Raw genomic sequence first — 18169 nt, 5'->3', positions numbered from 1 at the left:
CGTGACGGGCGGACGGATTCCATGACTTTTGGCATAGGCACAACAACACGAAAAAGAGAGCGGCGTGGCGCCGTACAGCGTCAAGGCGGCCGACTGCTGTTGCGGACGCTGGCGTTCTCGCTGGTCGTTCCGCTGGGGCTGGCCCCGGCGTCGACCGCGGCGGCAGCGGCAGGACTGGGCAGGCCGGATCTGCCCGGGCAACGCGCCAGCAAGGTCGAGCCGGTGACCGGGCTGGGCGCCCAAGAGGCCAGGGAGAAGGTCGCGCGGGACCGCAGGACCAATGCCGAGCAGGCCCGGCTGGCCCGGCTCGAGCAACAGGGCAGGTGGCCGGGGGCCGGCTCCGCGACGGTGAAGCTCACCGGCGGGAAGGCCGCCGCGGCCGCGCCCGGCGGGCTGCCCGTGACCATCACCCCACGCTCCGGCGAGAAGAGGGCGGCGCTGTCCGGGGCCACGGCCCGGATCACGGTGCTGGACCAGAGAGCGGCGCGGCGGGCCGGCGTCACCGGGGTGCTGCTCACGGCGGAGTCGGCCGTCGGCGGTGCGGCCGAGATGAGCGTCGGCTACGGGCGCTTCGCTTCGGCGATGGGCGGAGGCTGGGCGCAGCGGCTCCAGGTGGTGCGGCTTCCGTCCTGTGCGCTGACCACGCCGGAGAAGGCCGCCTGCCGCGAGCAGACGCCCCTCGCGTCCGACAACAGCCCCACCGAGCAATCGGTGTCCGCCCGGGTCGGCCTCGCCGAGGCCCCGCAGGGCCTGTCCGCCCGGTTCGCTCCCACGGCCGCCGCCGGCTCGGGCGCGACCGTACTGGCGCTGACCGCCGGCGCGGACGGCGGCCCCGCCGCCAACGGGTCCGGCGACTACTCGGCCACCGGCCTGTCGGAGTCGTCGGCGTGGGAGGCGGGCGGCAGCTCGGGCTCCTTCGCCTGGTCGTACGACTTCACCGTGCCGCCCGCGGCGGCCGGCCCCACGCCGAGCCTTTCGCTGACGTACGACTCGGGGAGCGTCGACGGCCGCACCGCGACGACCAACAACCAGGGCACGGCGGTCGGTGAGGGTTTCGCCCTGACCGAGTCGTACATCGAGCGCGCCTACGGCAGCTGTGACGACGACGGCCACGAGGACGTCCACGACCGCTGCTGGACCTACGACAACGCCCGTCTCGTCCTCGACGGCGCGTCGAGCCGACTGGTCAAGGACGAGAAGTCAGGTCAGTGGCGGCTGGAGGGCGACGACGCGTCGAAGGTGACCCGGTCCACCGGGGCGGCCAACGGGGACGACGACGGCGAGCACTGGACCGTGGTGACCGGTGACGGCACCCGGTACGTCTTCGGCCTCGACAAGCTGGACGGCGCCACCACGCAGCGCACCCACTCGACATGGACGGTACCGGTCTTCGGCGACGACTCCGGCGAGCCCGGCCACTCCGGGGGCAGCGCGTTCGCCGACCGGTCGCTGACCCAGGCGTGGCGGTGGAACCTCGACTACGTCGTCGACACCAGCGGCAACGCCGCCACCTACTGGTATGCGAAGGAGACCAACTACTACAAGAAGAACAAGGCCGCCAAGGCAAGCGCCCTCTACACGCGCGGCGGCTACCTGAAAGAGATCCGGTACGGTCTGCGCGAGGGCGCGCTCTTCACCGACGACGCCGACGCGAAGGTGACCTTCGGCTACGCCGAGCGCTGCACGGCGACCGACTGCGAGAAGCTGACAGAGGACACCGCCGACCACTGGCCGGACGTCCCCTTCGACGCGATCTGCTCCAAGGACGACGCCGACTGCAAGGCCTCGTCCGCGGCCTTCTTCACGCGCAAGCGCCTCACCGGCCTGCACACCCACGCGTACAACGCCGGAAAGGACGCCTACGATCCGGTGGACTCCTGGCAGCTGGAGCAGCGGTACCTGGACGGCGGCGACATCGGCGACACGTCCGACCACGCGCTGACCCTGACATCGATCAGGAGAACGGGCAAGGCGGGCACGGCCATCGCCATGGACCCGCTGTCGTTCACGTATCAGATGCGGCCGAACCGGGTCGACGCCACCGATGACATCCTGCCCCTGACACGTCCACGCGTCTCCACCATCACCTCGGAGACCGGCGCGATCACGACGGTCACCCTGTCGTCGCCGGAGTGTCGTCGCAGTGAGGTCCTCGGCGCTGCCCAGGACTCCAACACCCGCCCGTGCTATCCGCAGTTCTGGCGCGTCAACGGCGCCAAAGAGGCTTCGGTGGACTGGTTCCACAAGTACCGGGTGCTGGCCGTCGTGGTCTCGGACCCGGCCGGTCACAACGATGCCGTGGAACACGCGTACGACTACGTCGGCGCGGCCTGGCGCTACGGCGATTCGCCATGGAAGCCGAAGGACGAGCGCACCTGGTCCGACTGGCGCGGCTACCGTCAGGTGACCGTCCACAGCGGCGCGAAGGGCACCACCCGGTCCAAGACCGTCTCGCTCTATCTACAGGGCATGCACGGCGACAGGAACAAGGACGGCACCGCCAAGTCGGTCACGGTCGCCGCCCTGGCCTCGCCGAGCGTCGGCATCGGCGGCATCACCGACCACGAGCAGTACGCTGGCATGCTGCGGGAGCAGGTGACCTACGACGGCTCCACCCCGATCGAGGTGACGGCGAACCGGCCGTGGTCGAAGGAGACCGCCCGTCAGAGCACCCCCGACGCGGGTGACCACGTCGCCCGCTACACCCGGGTCGAGAAGACGACCGCCTACACCTACCTCACCGCCGACAGGACGTGGCGCTCCCGGGCCGTGGAGACCGCGTTCGACGCCTACGGGATGCCGTACCGGGTCGAGGACCGCGGCGACGGAGCCAAGAGCGGGGACGAGACCTGCACCCGTACCTGGTACGCCCGCAACACCGCCACGGGCGTGACCGGCCTGGTCTCCAGGACCCGCACCGTGGCGGCGACGTGCTCCACCGCGGAGGCCGACCTCGACCTTCCGGCCGACAGCGCACGCCGAGGTGACGTCCTGGCCGACACCGCGACCGCCTACGACGGGGCCATCTGGTCGCCGTCGATGAAACCCACCGCCGGGCTGGCCACCTGGACCGGCCGCGCCCAGGGCTACAGCTCCACGGGCGCCCCCTCCTGGCAGAAGACCTCCGCCACCGCCCACGACGCCCTCGGCCGCACGCTCACCGTCTCCGACGCCGCGGGCCACACCATCTCGACCGCTTACACCCCGGCCGAGGCAGGCCCCCTCACCCGCACGATCACCACCAACGCCAAGGGCCACCGGACGGTCGACTTCCTCGACCCCCGCCGCGGCCACCCGCTGCGCAGCTACGACGCCAACACGAAGAAGACGGAGCTCGTCCATGACGCTCTCGGCCGGCTGACCGACGTCTGGCTGCCCAACCGCAACCGCGCGGCCGGTTACGGCCCCAGCACCACGTTCAGATACAGCATCAGCAACGAGAAGCCGTCGTCGGTCGCGGCCTCCGCCATCAAGGCCGACGGCAGGACCTACAACACCGTGCACACCCTCTACGACGCGCTGCTGCGCCCGCTGCAGACCCAGTCCCCCACCCCGCAGGGAGGGCGGCTGCTGACCGACACGCGCTACGACTCCCGGGGCCTGGCCCACGAGAAGTACGCGGACATCTTCGACACCTCCGCCACCCCGAACGGGACCTACACCCGGGCCGAGTACGGCGAGGCCCCCGCGCAGACCGAGATCGTCTTCGACGGCGCGGGCCGCACCGTCGCCACCACGCTCCATGTGTTCGGTGTGAAGAAGTGGACCACGACCGCTACCCACACGGGCGACTCCACCGCGACCTCGGCTCTCCTGGGGGGATCGGCGACCCGCACCATCAGTGACGCGCGCGGGCGCACCGTCGAGACCCGGAACTACGCCGGCGCCCAGCCGAGCGACGAGGAGTACGGCGGGAGCCCGGGAACGGCCCACACGTCCACCGCATTCCGGTACGCGCTGGACGACCAGCCGTTGTCGGTCATCGGTCCGGACGGGGCGAAGTGGACGTACGGCTACGACCTCTTCGGCCGGCAGGTCAGCGTCGACGACCCCGACAAGGGCACGTCCACCAGCGTCTACAACGACCTCGATCAGCTCGTGGAGTCCGCCGACTCACGTGGCACGTCCATCCTGACCGCGTACGACGAGCTCGGCCGGCCCACCGGGACCTGGTCGGGCGCCAAGACCGACGCCGACCAGCTCACCGCCCACACCTACGACACGGTCCTCACCGGCCTGCCGGCCACCTCCACCCGATACGTGGGCGGCAGGACCGGTCAGGCGTACACCAAGACGATCACCGCGTACGACAGCCTGTCGCGCCCGACCGGGACGCGTCTCACCCTTCCCCCGAGCGACCCCCTCGTAGTGGCCGGGCAGCCCGCGTCGGTGGACTTCTCCAGCCACTACCGCATCGACGGGATGCTGCAGAGCAGCACGGAACCGGCCCTGGGCGGCCTGCCGAAGGAGTCCGTCGAGTACGGCTACACCGACCTGGGCCAGATCACCTCCGTCGTGGGGAGCACCGGCTACCTGCTGGACGCGACCTACTCGGCTCTCGGCCAGGCACAGCAGCTCACCCTGGGCACGGCGAACGCCGAGAGCCACAAGAAGGTGTACGTCACCAACACCTATGAGGAGGGCACGGGCCGACTGACCCGCAGCCACGTCACGGACCAGACTCACCCGTACATGCTGCAGGACCTGAACTACACCTTCGACCAGGCCGGCAACGTCACCTCCATCGCCGACCCCGTCACCCTCGGGGGCGCCGGCGTCCCCGAGACCCAGTGCTTCGCCTACGACGGCCACCGCCGCCTCGTCGAAGCGTGGACGCCCGCCTCCCAGAAGTGCGCCGCCCCCCGCAGCGCCGACCAGCTCTCCGGCCCGGCCCCCTACTGGACCGGCTACACCTACAACCAGGCGGGCCAGCGCACCAGCGAATCCCGGCACAAGCCGTCCGGCACCACCCGGACGACCTACTGCTACACCAACGCCCAGCCGCACACGCTGAGCGGCACCACTGCCAAGGACGACTGCACCGCCCCGGAACGCTCCTACGCCTACGACTCCAGCGGCAACACCACCAAGCGTCCCGGCCCGGACGCCCAGCAGGACCTCACCTGGTCCGAGGCCGGACAGCTCTCCCGTCTCAGCGAGAACGGCACCACCACCGACTACCTCTACGACGCCGACGGCGCGCTGCTGATCCGCACCACCGAGGACGGCGAGCGGGTCCTGTACGCCGGAGCCACCGAGCTGCACCTCGCCGCCGACGGCACCAGCTGGGCCCAGCGCCGCTACGCGTCGGCCGGCCTGACCCTCGCGGTCCGCTCCAACCGGTCCGGATCGTCGGAGCTCTCCTATCTCGCCGGTGACCATCACGGAACGCAGAGTCTCGCCGTGAGCGCTCAGGGGACCCAGGCGGTCACCAGGCGGCACACGACACCGTTCGGTGAGGCACGAGGGGCGTCGGCAGCCGGCGACTGGCCGGACGACAAGGGGTTCCTGGGCAGGACCAGGGACGAGACGACCGGGCTCACCCATATCGGCTCCCGTCAGTACGACGCGTCCACCGGCCAGTTCATCTCCGCGGACCCGGTCCTGGAGGCGGACAGGGCGCAGACCATGAACGGCTATGCGTACGCGGCGAACAACCCCGTCACCTTCTCCGACCCCTCCGGGGAGGCGCTGGAGGAGTGCATGAGCGGGATGTACCGCTGCCGCAACGGCAGGGAGGTCCTGGGGAAGGGGCACAACTACGACAGGATCGTCGCCCAGAACGCCAAGCGCGAGGCCGTCCACGCCGAGAACCGCCGGAAGCACGCACGCCAGCAGGAAGTGGGACGGCGCGCCGGCGCGGCCTACCGGTTCGGCCTCACCATTCCGGCGAAGGTCCACCTCAACCCGAAGGCCACGGAGGTCGTGGCCATGTGGTTCATGGGCGCCGCGCCCGCCGCGTACCACTTCGACGAGAACGACAGGTTCACGGCGGGCGTGCAGAAGCACGTCTGGCTCGACGTGGTGCGCAGGATTCTGTCCCACCGGAAGAACCGGGTCGGTGAGCAGATCAAGGGCCTCGACTACAAGACCCAGTACGGTGCGAACATGTACGGCCTCCCGCTCAAGGGGCTCATGGCGGGCGAGCTGTCGGACGCGATCATGCAGTTCGTCGGCGGTGCGGACGATCCGCAGACGGAGGAGGGGGCGACTCGCGCGACTCTGGGTTCCTTCAACCTCAAGGCCACGGTGACCGACTACCAGCCGCTGTCACGCACCGGCACCGTCGAGTTCGAGCTCACCAATAGGATGACCGTCGAGTCCCTGACACGAGGGGTCTCCACGGAGGGGTACGAGGGCGGCGCCAAGGACTCCGGCGCGGTGGCCCTGTCGAACACCGTCCGGGGGATATTCCCGAGCGGCCAGCGGGACATGTCCATCACCGTGACCTGGAGCGAGACCATGCACATGCCAGAGCCCACGGGGTAGGCGGAGATGACCGGACCCACCGTTGCGCGACGGACCCTGGCCTCCGGGCTGATCGCGATGGCTCTCGCGGCCGCGGGGACCTCCTGTGTCGACAGCCGCTCCGCCCCTCCCCCGCCCCCCGTGCCGGTGGAAGCGGCCGACCTCCGCGGGACCTGGGAGGGGTGGGCGGGGAGCACGCTCACCCTGCGCCGGGGCGGAGCGGCCGAGGTCGCGAACCTGGACGGTCAGGAGTTCAGGTTCGACGACGAGTGGCGGATGACCGGCGCCGGCAGCTGGTCCCTGATCAAGCCCGGCCGCTACTCAGGAGGCAACACGGTGGGTTCCGGCTACGTCGTGCGCGTCGCCGTGACCCGCTCCGCGGAGGGCGGGGAGGGCGCCGCCGAGAGGACCGGAGCGCCCTCGCCGTCCCCCCTGCCGACCGAAGCGGCGGCACGGACGTCTCCTCCCCCGCAGGCGGCTTCCTGGGATCTCGGCGTCACCGAGAACAAGGCCGGTGAGCTGACGCTCTACTTCCTGACGTCGGACCCCGACGTGCGGGACACCTACCGCCTGACGAAGAAGGCCTGACGGCCCTCGCCCGGCGCCGACGCGCCCGCCCCGGCATTCCGGAGGCGGGCGCGGTCACTCGGCCGGGCTGCGGCCGGGCGGCGGCTGGTCCGCGGGCTCCGGATGCCTCCGCAGCCGGAGGATCGCGGTGATCAGTCCGCCCCAGACGATGAGAATGGCGATGATCATCATGACGATGGCGCTGGCGGACATCAACGGTCCTTTCCGTCTGCGGGCGGCTCCAGGTCCAGGTCCGCGTGCTCACCGCCGGCCGGCCACGGCATCAGGGTGAGGATCACCCCGACCAGCAGTGCTCCGATGGCGACGCTCCAGCCCGCGGAGAGCAGGAACTCGGTCGAATAGCCCTCGTAGTTGTCCTCGAACTCGGCCCGCAGGCTGTCGACCATCATCCAGCCCAGGACCAGCGGGGTGATGACACCGAGGCAGATACGCCACCAGCGGCCGAGCCGGATGGCGGAGGTGGCGTCGGCGTTCTGCTGGAGGCTGGGCAGCTGCCGCAGCACCCAGACGATCACGACCAGCCCGACCAGGGCTGCCAGCGCGATGCCGTACTGGTTGATGAAGTGGTCGGACGCGTCGAGCAGATAGATGCCGGACTCGGTCGGGAACAGCAGGAGCGACACCAGCGCGACCAGGCCCCCGATGCCCAGGACCGCCGGAATGCGCCCCATACCGGTGCGGTCCTGCACGGCGGAGACGACGACCTGCACGATGGAGATCAGCGAGGAGAGTCCCGCGATCACCAGGGAGCTGAAGAACAGCACGCCGAAGAGGCCGCCGAGCGGCATCTCCGAGATCACCGCGGGGAAGGCGACGAACGCCAGGCCGATGCCCGCGCTGGCGACTTCGCCGACGCCGACCCCCGAGGCCGTCGCCAGATAGCCCAGGGTCGCGAAGACCCCGATGCCCGCGAGGATCTCGAACGAGCTGTTGGCGAAGCCCGCCACCATCGCGGAGCCCGTCAGGTCGGCCCGCCGGCCCAGGTACGACGCGTAGGTGACCATGATGCCGAAGCCGATGGACAGCGAGAAGAAGATCTGTCCGTAGGCGGCGACCCAGACGCTGCCGTTGCCGAGTTCCGACCAGTTCGGCGAGAAGAGGGCGTCGAGGCCGAGAGCCGCCCCGTCCAGCGTGAGCGCCCGGATCACCAGGGCGGTGAACAGGACGAAGAGCAGCGGAATGAAGACCTTGTTGGCGCGTTCGATGCCTCGCCGGATGCCGAAGGCCAGGACGACGAGCACCACCGCCCACACGATGATGAGCGGCCAGAACACCCCGGGCACGAAGCCGTCCAGGAAGCCCGGCGTCTCCGGCGCCCGCAGGAAGTCACCGAAGAGGAACGCCTCCGGGTCGTCGCCCCACTGCTGTCCGACGGAGAAGCCCACGTAGCGCACGGCCCAGGCGATGATGGCAGCGTAGTACGTGGCGATCACGAAGGAGATCGCCACCTGCCACCACCCGATGACCTCCACCGGCCGGGCCATCCGGCGCAGCGCGGCGGGGGGCGAGAGCCGGTACTTCCGCCCGATGGTGTACTCCATGATCAGCAGCGGGATGCCCGCTGTGAGGAGCGCGATGAGATACGGCAGCAGGAAGGCGCCACCACCGTTCTCGTAGGCGATGGCGGGAAACCGCCAGATATTGCCGAGCCCGACGGCCGAACCGATGGCAGCCAGCAGGAAGCCGGTGCGGGTGGCCCATTGCTCACGTGGCTGCTTCGTCATCATGGAGTCCTCGGGTCTCCTCATCGCGTCGACGGATCAAGCTGATGGCACGTTAGCGCGGAGTGGGGCCGACAGCGGGGTGACAGGGCCCGGCGGACGACGGTCACATCGGCGAGTCCGACCGGGCCCTGCTCGGGAAGCGCGTCACCTCGTCCGTATCGCCTCTCGGCTGCCGCCTGCTGCCCTCAGCGCCTGTCCGTGGAGTGTAGAGCGTCGTGCGGAAGGCCTGCCCGGTCCCGGCAGCACCCACCGGCCGGCGACCCTCATGATGTCCGGTCGACAGGAACCAGCCTGATCCAGGAGAGCCGGCGCCGATCAGGCAGCCCTGACCGCAGGGCACAGCCGTTCCGACGACGACCATGAGAGGTGACGACCACGGTGTTCGACGACATCTTCGGCTCCGCGGGCAAGGGCGCGGGGCTCTTCTCCGTGACCACCGACAGCACGAAGCCCCAGCCTGGCGAGGGAATCGACTTCGAGGACTCCGACGAGGGCACGTACGACGACAAAAGGCCGTTGTGACGCACGGCCGGCGTCACAGCACCGAGCCACTCACCGGCCAGCACGTGAGTGAGGGACGGCGGGCGGGGGGCAGCGGACACGCACGAAACGCGACGGCCGCACCCCGAACAGCCGACGAGCCCCGGCCATCAGTGGTCGGGGGCTCGCTCGCGTATCCGCAGGACTCGGTTTCTCCTACACGCGAGAGCGTGCTCGACGATGTCGCCGCCAGGATTGCGGGCTGGTGGCTTGAGGGTGTCCGGAGGCTCAGGGTCGGACAGGCCGCAGCGTCCGGCGCGGTGCGTCGCAAGGCACTGGAACGTCCTCGTCGCGGGGCGCTTCGGGTGTTTCGGCAACGCCGCGAGGTGCCGCGCCAGGCGTCGCGGACCCGGGCAAGGTCCGCCGCACACGCCCTAGCTAGGTGAGGAGGGCCAAGCGGACGGCTCGCTCGACGTACTGGGCGGTGTTGGCGTGGCCTGCGGCGTCGGGTGTGGACCAGGGTGGCGCGCTTGATGAGACGTCGGCCGCCGGTCACTTGGCGAGGAACGAGAGGAGGGCGTCGGTGACTTCCTGCGCGTGGGTCCACAGCAGGCCGTGGGGGGCGCCGTCGATCACGACGTAGTCGGCCTGCGGAAGTGCCTGGTGGAAGCGTTCCCCGGTGGCCTCGATGGGCAGGATGCGGTCGGCGGTGCCGTGCAGGATCAGGGCCGGGACGTCGATCTTGGGCAGGTCGGCGCGGAAGTCGGTGGACCAGGTGGCCACGCAGGCCAGGGAGGCGTACGACGAGGCGCCGGCCGCGACGTTCCAGCTGTTGCGGACGGCTTCCTCGCTGATGCGGGTGCCGAGATTCTCGTCGAGGTTGTAGAAGTTCTCGTAGAACTCGGTGAAGTAGGCGTAGCGGTCGGCGGTGACGGCCCCTTCGATGTCTTCAAAGATGGCGCCCTCGACGCCGCCGGGGTTGTCGTCGGTCTTGAGGAGGAAGGGTTCGAGGGAGGCGAGGAAGGCGGCCTTGGCGATCCGGGCGGAGCCATAGGCGCCCAGGTAACGGCCGACCTCGCCGGTGCCCATGGAGAAGCCCACCAGCACGACGTCGTTGAGGTCGAGGGTCTCCAGAAGCACGTTCAGGTCGGCGGCGAAGGTGTCGTAGTCGTAGCCGGTGGTGGGCCGGCTGGAGCGGCCGAAACCGCGCCGGTCGTATGTGATCACTCGATAACCGGCCGACAGGAGTGCGGCGGACTGCTTCTCCCAGGAGTGGCCGTCGAGCGGGTAGCCGTGGATCAGCACGACCGGCTGCCCCGTGCCGTGGTCCTCGTAGTACAGCTCGATGCTGGTGGAGTTCTCCTGGTCGACGGTGATGAACGCCATGGTGGTTTCTGCCTTCCGGTGTGAATGCGTCTGAGGGTGCGGTGCACGGTCGGGCACGGCTGTGCGGGTGCGGTGAGCTGGGGCGGGCGACAGGACGGGGCGATGGGTCATCGGACCGTGCGGGCCGCCTGTTCGACGATGCGGGCGACGGCTCCGGGGCGGGACACGGAGACCGCGTGCGACGCGTCGATGGCCGTCGTGCGGGCCTTGGCGCGGGCCGACATGAACCGCTGGGCGGCCGCAGGGATGTTGCGGTCCTCGGTGGTGATCAGCGACCAGGAGGGGATCGTCTTCCAGGCGGCTTCGGTGGACTTCTCCTCCAGAGCGGCGGCGGCGACCGGACGCTGGCCGGCGGCCATGAGCCTGGCTTTGTCCGCCGGCACGTCCGCGGCGAACTGGTAGCGGAACTTCTCGGGCTTGATGTACACGTCCGCGCCCTGACCGCCGTCGGGCAGGAAGTAGTCGACGGACTCGACGGCCTCGCCGAGGGTGCTGCCGGGGAACTTGTTCGTCAGGCCGAGCGAGCTCTCCCCGGCGTCCGGCAGGAACGCCGCGATGTAGACCAGAGCCTTCACCTTGTCCTCGAGGCCCGCGGCGGCCTGGCTGATGACGGTGCCGCCGTAGGAGTGGCCGACCAGGACCACGGGCCCGTCGACGTGGTCGAGGACGCTGCGCAGATAGGCGGCATCGGTCGCCGGACCGCGCAGTGGGTTGGCGGCGGACACCACCGGATAGCCGGCGCGCTGAAGCCGGGCGACGACACCGTCCCAGCTCGCGGCGTCGGCGAACGCTCCGTGTTCCAGCACGATCGTCGGACGTGTCGGGTGATGGGGCGTCGCGCCGGCTGTACCGGGCAGGGTGACGGCGGCGACGGACAGGCCTACGGCCGTGGTGACGCCGAGCAGCGCGGATCTGCGGCGCGGACGGGCCAGGCGGGTGACGCGCATGCGTGAGATCTCTCTTGGTCGGTTGGTGGTCCTCGATGGACCGTGTGGGCGAAGCAGGCCGGTGCGTCCGGAGAACGGCGCCCCGGGCCGCCTCGCGGGTGACTGGGTTCGCGTACGTCCGCCCGCGCCTGGGATCAGCACGGCTCGGACTGCTGATGGCCGTCGGCGGCAGCGGCACGGGGAGCAGCTGCGGGTCTGCGGCTCGAGTGATCCTGAGGCATTGATCTCGCCCGGTCACCGGGGGTGGAGCGTCCTTCGTCTCATACGACGACCGGACGGCCGGACCGGTTCACCCGAGAACGGGCTGCTCGTTCACGGCCAGTCGTCGGGCTGTGCGGGCCACCGCGATCAGCGGCTTCCGGACGTGGTCGAGCCTATGGCCGAGGGGATGCCGCAGCCGTCACGCCCCGGGATGATCGCCACGTGGCACTGTGGGTGCAGAGGCTGCAACCCAGGTAAGAGAGCGGGCTCCCCTCCCAGCAGGACGACGGCCGCGTACCCGTGGTCCTAGTCTTGCGTCCGCCATGAACCGAACCGATGAACGACTGCTTCCGCTCCTGTTGACAGGCGCCCAGACCGCGGTGTGGCCGGGGGCGGACCTGGTCCGTGGAACCGTCCCGCCCGGGTCGGCCCTTCTCGTGGCGGCCCTCGTCGTCGGCCTGGTGACCGCCGCGCTCTCCCTTCGTCGCACCAGGCCGGTGCCGGTCCTCACTGTGGTCGCCGCTGCCTGCGCGCTGGGCGCCGGACCGCTGCCCGAGGGGGCGGTGGCGGTTCTGGGGACCGCGGGCGTCACTCTGGCCCTGTTCACCGTGTCCAGTGAACGCGACTCCTTCACTGCCCTGTTGTGCGTGTTCGCGCTCACCGTGTGGCAGATCCTCTACGGCCTCACACTGCACGGGCTGGAAGAGCGCGACGGGCTGGACATCGCTCTGACTGCGGTGCTGTACGCCGCCACGTTCACGGCCGGGCTGCTGGTCCGGCGGACCCGTCGTTCGCGGCGGGCCGCGCAACAGCGACTGCAGCGGGCCGAGATCGAACGGCACCGGCTGCCGGCCGCCGAAAGGCGTCGGATGGAGAGGGAGCTGCACGATGTCAGTGCCCACCATCTGACGGCCGTGGTGGTCACGGCGGGCGCGGCGCTCGGCTTGCGTGACCGCCGTCCCGAGCTGGTGGACGAGGCACTCCGCTTCGCGGCCGACACCGGTCGTGAGGTGACCCAGGCACTCGGTGCGGTCAGGTCTCCGGCGCCGTCACGGGAGCAACTGCCCACCCCGAGGGAGCGGCTGCTGGAGTTGGTCGCCGGGTTCTCCCAGCTGGGCCGAGGAGTGGAGTGCGCGATCGATCACCTCCCTGACGGTGCTCCTGCGGACGCGGCGTACGGCATCGTGCGTGAGGCGCTCACCAACGTGGCACGGCACTCACCTGGCGCGGCCACGACCGTGACCTGCCGGTACGGTGACGCCGGCACGGAGGTCGTGGTCGCCAGCGCGCCGGCGCCGGCCGGTTCTGTGGCGCACGGCGCGGACCTCGGTTCGGGACGTGGCCAGGGTTTCCTGCGGTCGCGGGCACGGGAGGCAGGTGGCGTGCTGACCAGTGGCCGGACGGCCGAGGGCGGGTGGGAGGTTCGCGCCGTCCTGCCCGGGCGGGCCACCACAGCCTCGAAGGGGCGGTTGGTTCCGTACGGCTACCGCCTCGCGCAGGCCGTGACCGCCGCCGGGCTCGCAACGCAGCCGCTGCTCCCCATGCTGGTGTTCGGGGAGGACACCGCGTCGAACAGCCAACAGGTCTCGGCAGGGGCGCTCTTCGCGCTGCTGGCCGCGGCGCAGGCGCTCGCGCTGCTGTGGCAGCGTCGCGCCCCCGGCGCAGCACGAGGTGTCGTGCTCGGCCTCGTCCCCCTCTGGCCGGTGGCGATGGCCGTCGGTGATTACACCGGTTGGCTGCTTCTGCCGCCCTTGCTGAGCATGGTCGCCACGTGCGCGGTGGTCGCCTCTGCGGCGGCCGCGGCCGCTGCCCGCCCGCTCGGCGCCGAGCGCCGTCCACGCCTGCCGCCCGAAGCACTCGTGGCTGCCGCGGCCGTGGGCCTGCACGGCACGGCCACGACGGCCGCCGTCCTGCACCGGGGTACACATGTGCCCCTCTGGGCCATCGTCGCGGGAGCGTCGGCTCAGGCGGCCCTGGCGGCGGGCACGGCGTGGTGGGCCGGCACTGTGCGAGGGCGCCGCGCACGGACCGTGCGCCGTGAGCAGACGGAAAACCTCGCGGCGTGGACCGAGGAGGCGGTCCGGGACGCGTGGGCGGAGCGCCGTCGCATCGCCGCCGGGCTGGAGACCACGGTGCTGGCGCGCACGGCCGACATGGTGGCGCAGGCCGAGGCGGGCCGACTCGATGCGGTCGTCGCACGCGCCCGCGAGGCCCTCGCGGCGATGCGGGCCCTGCTCGACACCGTCCGCGTGGCGGACGCGGCGCCCTCCTTGGGGCCGCAGCCCACCCTCCAGGCTCTCGACCTCCTCGTCCTCCAGATCCGGGCGACCGGTCGTGAGGTCGACGTACGGTGGAGCGAGCGTATGCCGAGACGGCTGCCCACCGCTGTGGACCTGGCCGCGTACCATGCCTGCGAAACCATGCTCACGGCCGACGGCGACGGTCCGATGGCCCTGGCGCTCGACGCCGATGAGTCCGCGTTGACCGTGGCGGCGACCGGTGTGCCGGACAATGTCCGTCCCGCCCTGTGCCGCCAGCTCGCGGTACGTGCCGCGGTGATCGGCGGGACTCTCACCACCGACCTGCGGGGCCCGGTGTGCGTCCGGCTGCCGCTGGTCGCGCCACCGACGGCGCGCCAGGACGACGAGGGAAGACAACGATGAGTCTCAGAGTGCTGGTCGCCGACGACCAGGGCATCGTGCGCGCGGGGTTCGCGGCCGTGATCGACGCCGAGGCGGACATGACGGTCGTCGGCGAGGCCGCTGACGGCGCCGAAGCGGTGCGTCTGGCGGAGGAGTCGGCGCCCGACGTGGTTCTCATGGACGTCCGCATGCCCGGACTCGACGGCATAGCGGCCACGCGCATCATCACAGGCCGCCCCGACGCACCCCGTGTCCTCGTACTGACCACTTTCGACCTTGACGCCTACGTGTTCGACACACTGCGTGCCGGCGCCTCCGGCTTCCTCCTCAAGGACATGGAGCCCGGTGAGCTGCTGGAGAGCATCCGCGTGGTCGCCGCCGGCGAAAGCGTCCTCGCCCCGTCCGCGACCCGCAGGCTCATCAGCCACTACGCGTCCGGACCACGCGCCGGGCTCCCGGGCCGCGACGTCCCCCGCGAGCTCGGCAGCCTGACCAGCCGTGAACGCGGCGTCCTGCCTCTGGTGGCCTCCGGACTGACCAACGCGGAGATCGCCGGCCATCTCGGGATCACCGTCGGGACCGTGAAGTCCCATATCAACGCGCTGCTGCGCAAGCTCGAACTACGGGACCGGGTCCAGGCGACGATCTTCGCCTACGACCTCGGACTCGTCCACCCGAACCCGCCCCACTGACATGCCGCTCACCGCCACGCTCACCGAGGAGTCCCCCGTGGAGACCCGTCCTGGCTTCCCACCCCTTCGCTCGGCAGGCCGGGCCTTGAACACCCTTGCCGCCCGGCTGTACCTCATAGCCTGCGCGCTCCTGCTCGCCTGGGCGATCCTGGCCGCCTCCGAGGGGTCCATGGCGCTCGTCCTTCCCATCGTCGCCACCGCCCCGGCCGGTCTCGTGCTACTGCTCGTCCTGCCCGAGGGAGCCGTGGCGTTCTTCCTCTCCCTCGTTCTCGGCGCCCTGGTCAACGCCCTGGTCATCGGGTGGTGCGCCCGCGCGCTGCGGCGGGGGCGCACCTCTTAGGACAGCAGCCTGACCCACCGGTCGACAGCTCCGCACACGGAGTCTCCTGCCGAGCCGGGGCCGGGGCGAGCCTCAGTCGGTGGATTCCAGGACTTCGTAGACGTGCTTGATGTAGTCGTGGGTGCGTTCCGAGCCGAGGACCCCGTCGCCCACCCGGTTCATCGTGTACGAGAACGTGACGCCCCGGTCGAGGTCCATCATGACGATCGAACCGCCCCGGCCGACCCAGAAGCAGATTCTGCCGGTGGGCATGTGCGGCATCGTCCTCGGGTCGGCGAGTGCGTAGCCGATGCCCCAGCGAACGGGCACGCCCAGAAACAGGTCGACTCCGTCGGCCTGTACATCGAGCACCTTGTCCACCGTCTCCGTGGAGAGAAGCCGGAGGCCGTTCACCTGGCCGCGCCGTGAGATGACGGAAAGAGCACGGGCCATACCTCGTGCGTTGCCGTGGCCGTTGACGGCTCCGAGTTCGGCGGAGCGCCACTGCGGGGTGTCGACGTGTTCGTCACGGGCGGGACTGCCGGCCAGGGTCCTGGTGAAGATCCCCTCGGGGTCGAGGCCGGCGGGTATACCGGAGGTCTGCGAGGGGGCTGTGAGAGGGGCGATGCGCGGCCAGTCGGCCTGACGCGCGCCGATCTGGACATCGGCTCGCGTCGGCTTGGCGATCTCGGCGTCGACGAACTCCGTCAGCGTACGGCCACTGACCCGCCGGACAAGCTCTCCCACCAGTTGTCCTTGGGTCTGCACGTGGTACCCCGAAGCGGAGCCCGGCTCCCACCACGGGGCCTGTGAGGCCAGCCGGGCGCTCGCGGTAGGCCAGTCGTACAGGTCTTCCACGGAGAACGGCCGCTCCCAGCCCGAAAGTCCCGAGGTGTGGGACAGGACGTGCCGCACCTCGATGTGCTCCTTTCCCTGGGCGGCGAACTCCGGCCAGTAGTGCGCGACCGGGCGGTGCAGATCAAGTGCGCCGCGGTCGACGAGGACGAGGGCCGCGAGACTGGTGAGGGTCTTCGTGGTCGACCACATGCTCACCACGGTGTCCCGGTGCCACGGAGCGGTCCGTGCTTCGTCCGTGTGGCCACCCCACAGATCGACTTCCATGACCCCGTCCACATCGACGGCGATCGACGCCCCCAACTCCTCGCCGGCTTCGAGGTGCGCTGCCAGCGCCGCTCGTACCGGTGCGAACCGGGCAGTGCTCGTTCCCTCGACGATCATGCTCTTCTCCACTCTGGACGACAACCGTTCGATCTATCAACGGGCCAAAGCTCACAGTGGTTCACGCATCCCCGCAGGTCGTGACATCTGTTTACATACCGCTCCCACCGGAGGCCGGTGACGGGGCCCCCGCGCAAGCCCTCTCACTCCGCCGTGCCGCCCCCGGTGCGGGCGAGTACCGGCCGCGAGCCGTCGGGCCCGGACTACGCGGGTCCCGGTCTGCGGGGAGGGGCGGTGGCCGACCTGTCGGTGGAGGGACGAGAGGCTCCTCCACTCCTGGTTGCACACGACGATCATCCAGCCTCCCGAGGACCGGGCCGGGCCTCGGGCCCTAGTCTCGAAAACGTCGGGGAGACAGCCGGGAGCGGCTCCACAGACGGTGTCACCGTCTTCGCCGCCCTGACCTCCCGTCCGAATCGCCAGGCACACCACGCCGGCGCCCGCATGCACCAGGAGACCAACCATGTCCAAGCGCGTCCTTCTCCCGTCCCTCATCGGCGTCGCCGTCGTCGGCGCGGTGACCGCCGGTGGCCTCGCCATGGCCTCACCCGCCACGGAGCCGACCGTGAAGAATGTCCAGACGCGTTACGCAGCTCCCGCGAGCAGCCGCGCCGGGTCGCTCACCTTCTCGGCGGAGGTGCACGACGATTCGGGCGTCCGCGGTCTCAAGGTCCTCGTCTGGCCCGCGAGTGCCGAGCTCGATCCGACCGCGGCGGAGATGCGCGACGTGGAGAGCGCCAGGTGCCACAGCATCGCTGACGGAACCGCTCGCTGCGTCTACACGTTGCGGGTCAGTGCCGAGGAGGCGGCTGAGCTGGACCGGGGCGCCTGGTACATCTCGGCGCTGGCGACGGCGACGGACGGGGACACCGTGTTCCTGCGCCACGCCGCAACCCTCGACCCGGCCCGCTGACCCACGGCCGGCGTCCCGTACGGCAGGGGCGCCCCTGCCCGGGCGGTGCGTCGCGCAGCTGACGAGGCCTGCCGCCGGAGGAGGCCCTGCTAATGTCCTGTCCGATATGCGGGAAGCGGACAACGGAGTCCTCGTCACTCCTGTACCCGGAGCCCCCGCGCCACGATGCCGGTGGGTTCGCCCGGCGGGCCGGACCCCATGCCGATCACTGCGCGAACAGGTCGTCCATGTGCCGGGCCCTGGTCGGTGTGCCGCAGGGGTGACGCCGTGAAGTGAGATTTCGGCTGGGTACGGTGAAAGCTGTGGGGCAAGGCCTTGACTTCGGGCTGCTGGGTCCGTTGGAGGTGCGGCGGGCGGGGACGGTACTGGACCCGGGCCGGCGCAGGCAGCGGCTGCTGCTGATTCGCCTGCTGCTCGCCGACGGCCGGGCGGTCTCTTCGCAGACTCTGTGCGAGGAACTGTGGCCCCAGCAGCCGGGGCGGGCGCCGGGTGCGGCGCTCGGCTCCCTGTACGCCCACATCAGCAAGGTACGCGCGGTGCTGGAACCCCCGCGTCTGCGCCGACAGGGCG

12 protein-coding genes are annotated in these 18169 nt (G+C 70.7%); 7 read left to right on the top strand and 5 right to left on the bottom strand.

The features are described from left to right. The first annotated feature begins 21 nt into the window (after positions 1-21). Both V9U70_RS22620 and V9U70_RS22615 read left to right on the top strand, forming a co-directional pair. Positions 22-6489: an RHS repeat domain-containing protein gene (locus tag V9U70_RS22620; protein WP_336677977.1), complete on the top strand. Its 6468-nt coding sequence runs from the start codon at positions 22-24 to the stop codon at positions 6487-6489. Positions 6490-6495: 6 nt separating this feature from the next. Next, entirely contained in the window at positions 6496-7056 is a 561-nt protein-coding gene (locus V9U70_RS22615; RefSeq protein ID WP_336677975.1) for a hypothetical protein, read from the top strand. A 54-nt stretch (positions 7057-7110) separates the two neighbouring features. Here V9U70_RS22615 and V9U70_RS22610 read toward each other — a convergent pair whose 3' ends face one another. After that, positions 7111-7248: a methionine/alanine import family NSS transporter small subunit gene (locus V9U70_RS22610; protein ID WP_336677973.1), complete on the bottom strand. Its 138-nt coding sequence runs from the start codon at positions 7246-7248 to the stop codon at positions 7111-7113. Further along, on the bottom strand, positions 7248-8780 hold the full coding sequence (locus tag V9U70_RS22605; protein ID WP_336677971.1) for a sodium-dependent transporter: 1533 nt from the start codon (positions 8778-8780) through the stop codon (positions 7248-7250). Before V9U70_RS22605 ends, V9U70_RS22610 begins: the two co-directional genes overlap by 1 nt. A 366-nt stretch (positions 8781-9146) precedes the next feature. Between V9U70_RS22605 and V9U70_RS22600 the strand changes: the two genes are divergently transcribed. Beyond that, positions 9147-9302, top strand: coding sequence for a hypothetical protein (locus tag V9U70_RS22600; RefSeq protein ID WP_336678398.1), 156 nt, complete (start codon positions 9147-9149; stop codon positions 9300-9302). Positions 9303-9812: 510 nt separating this feature from the next. On the opposite strand, the gene V9U70_RS22595 is transcribed toward V9U70_RS22600, so the two are convergent. Further along, a complete protein-coding gene (locus tag V9U70_RS22595) occupies positions 9813-10646 on the bottom strand; it encodes an alpha/beta fold hydrolase (protein ID WP_336677969.1) in 834 nt (277 codons plus the stop codon). 107 nt (positions 10647-10753) lie between these two features. Then, positions 10754-11593, bottom strand: a complete 840-nt coding sequence (locus tag V9U70_RS22590) for an alpha/beta fold hydrolase (RefSeq protein ID WP_336677967.1) — start codon at positions 11591-11593, stop codon at positions 10754-10756. A gap of 524 nt (positions 11594-12117) precedes the next feature. On the opposite strand from V9U70_RS22590, the gene V9U70_RS22585 reads away from it, so the two are divergent. The 3 genes from V9U70_RS22585 to V9U70_RS22575 all read left to right on the top strand — a co-directional run bounded on the left by V9U70_RS22585 (position 12118) and on the right by V9U70_RS22575 (position 15468). Further along, entirely contained in the window at positions 12118-14457 is a 2340-nt protein-coding gene (locus V9U70_RS22585) for a sensor histidine kinase (protein ID WP_336677965.1), read from the top strand. Beyond that, positions 14454-15128: a response regulator transcription factor gene (locus V9U70_RS22580; protein WP_336677963.1), complete on the top strand. Its 675-nt coding sequence runs from the start codon at positions 14454-14456 to the stop codon at positions 15126-15128. The genes V9U70_RS22585 and V9U70_RS22580 overlap by 4 nt, the downstream gene beginning before the upstream one ends. A gap of 85 nt (positions 15129-15213) precedes the next feature. After that, on the top strand, positions 15214-15468 hold the full coding sequence (locus V9U70_RS22575; protein ID WP_336677962.1) for an SCO4225 family membrane protein: 255 nt from the start codon (positions 15214-15216) through the stop codon (positions 15466-15468). A gap of 72 nt (positions 15469-15540) precedes the next feature. On the opposite strand, the gene V9U70_RS22570 is transcribed toward V9U70_RS22575, so the two are convergent. Further along, on the bottom strand, positions 15541-16686 hold the full coding sequence (locus V9U70_RS22570) for a serine hydrolase domain-containing protein (protein WP_336677960.1): 1146 nt from the start codon (positions 16684-16686) through the stop codon (positions 15541-15543). 463 nt (positions 16687-17149) lie between these two features. Between V9U70_RS22570 and V9U70_RS22565 the strand changes: the two genes are divergently transcribed. Further along, entirely contained in the window at positions 17150-17599 is a 450-nt protein-coding gene (locus tag V9U70_RS22565; protein WP_336677958.1) for a DUF5707 domain-containing protein, read from the top strand. The last annotated feature ends 570 nt before the right edge of the window (positions 17600-18169 follow it).

This window comes from Streptomyces pratensis, from assembly GCF_037137275.1.
Taxonomy (GTDB): Bacteria; Actinomycetota; Actinomycetes; order Streptomycetales; family Streptomycetaceae; genus Streptomyces; species Streptomyces pratensis_B.
Note: the sequence above shows the minus strand (reverse complement) of the source record. Positions and strands in the feature narration are given on the sequence as shown.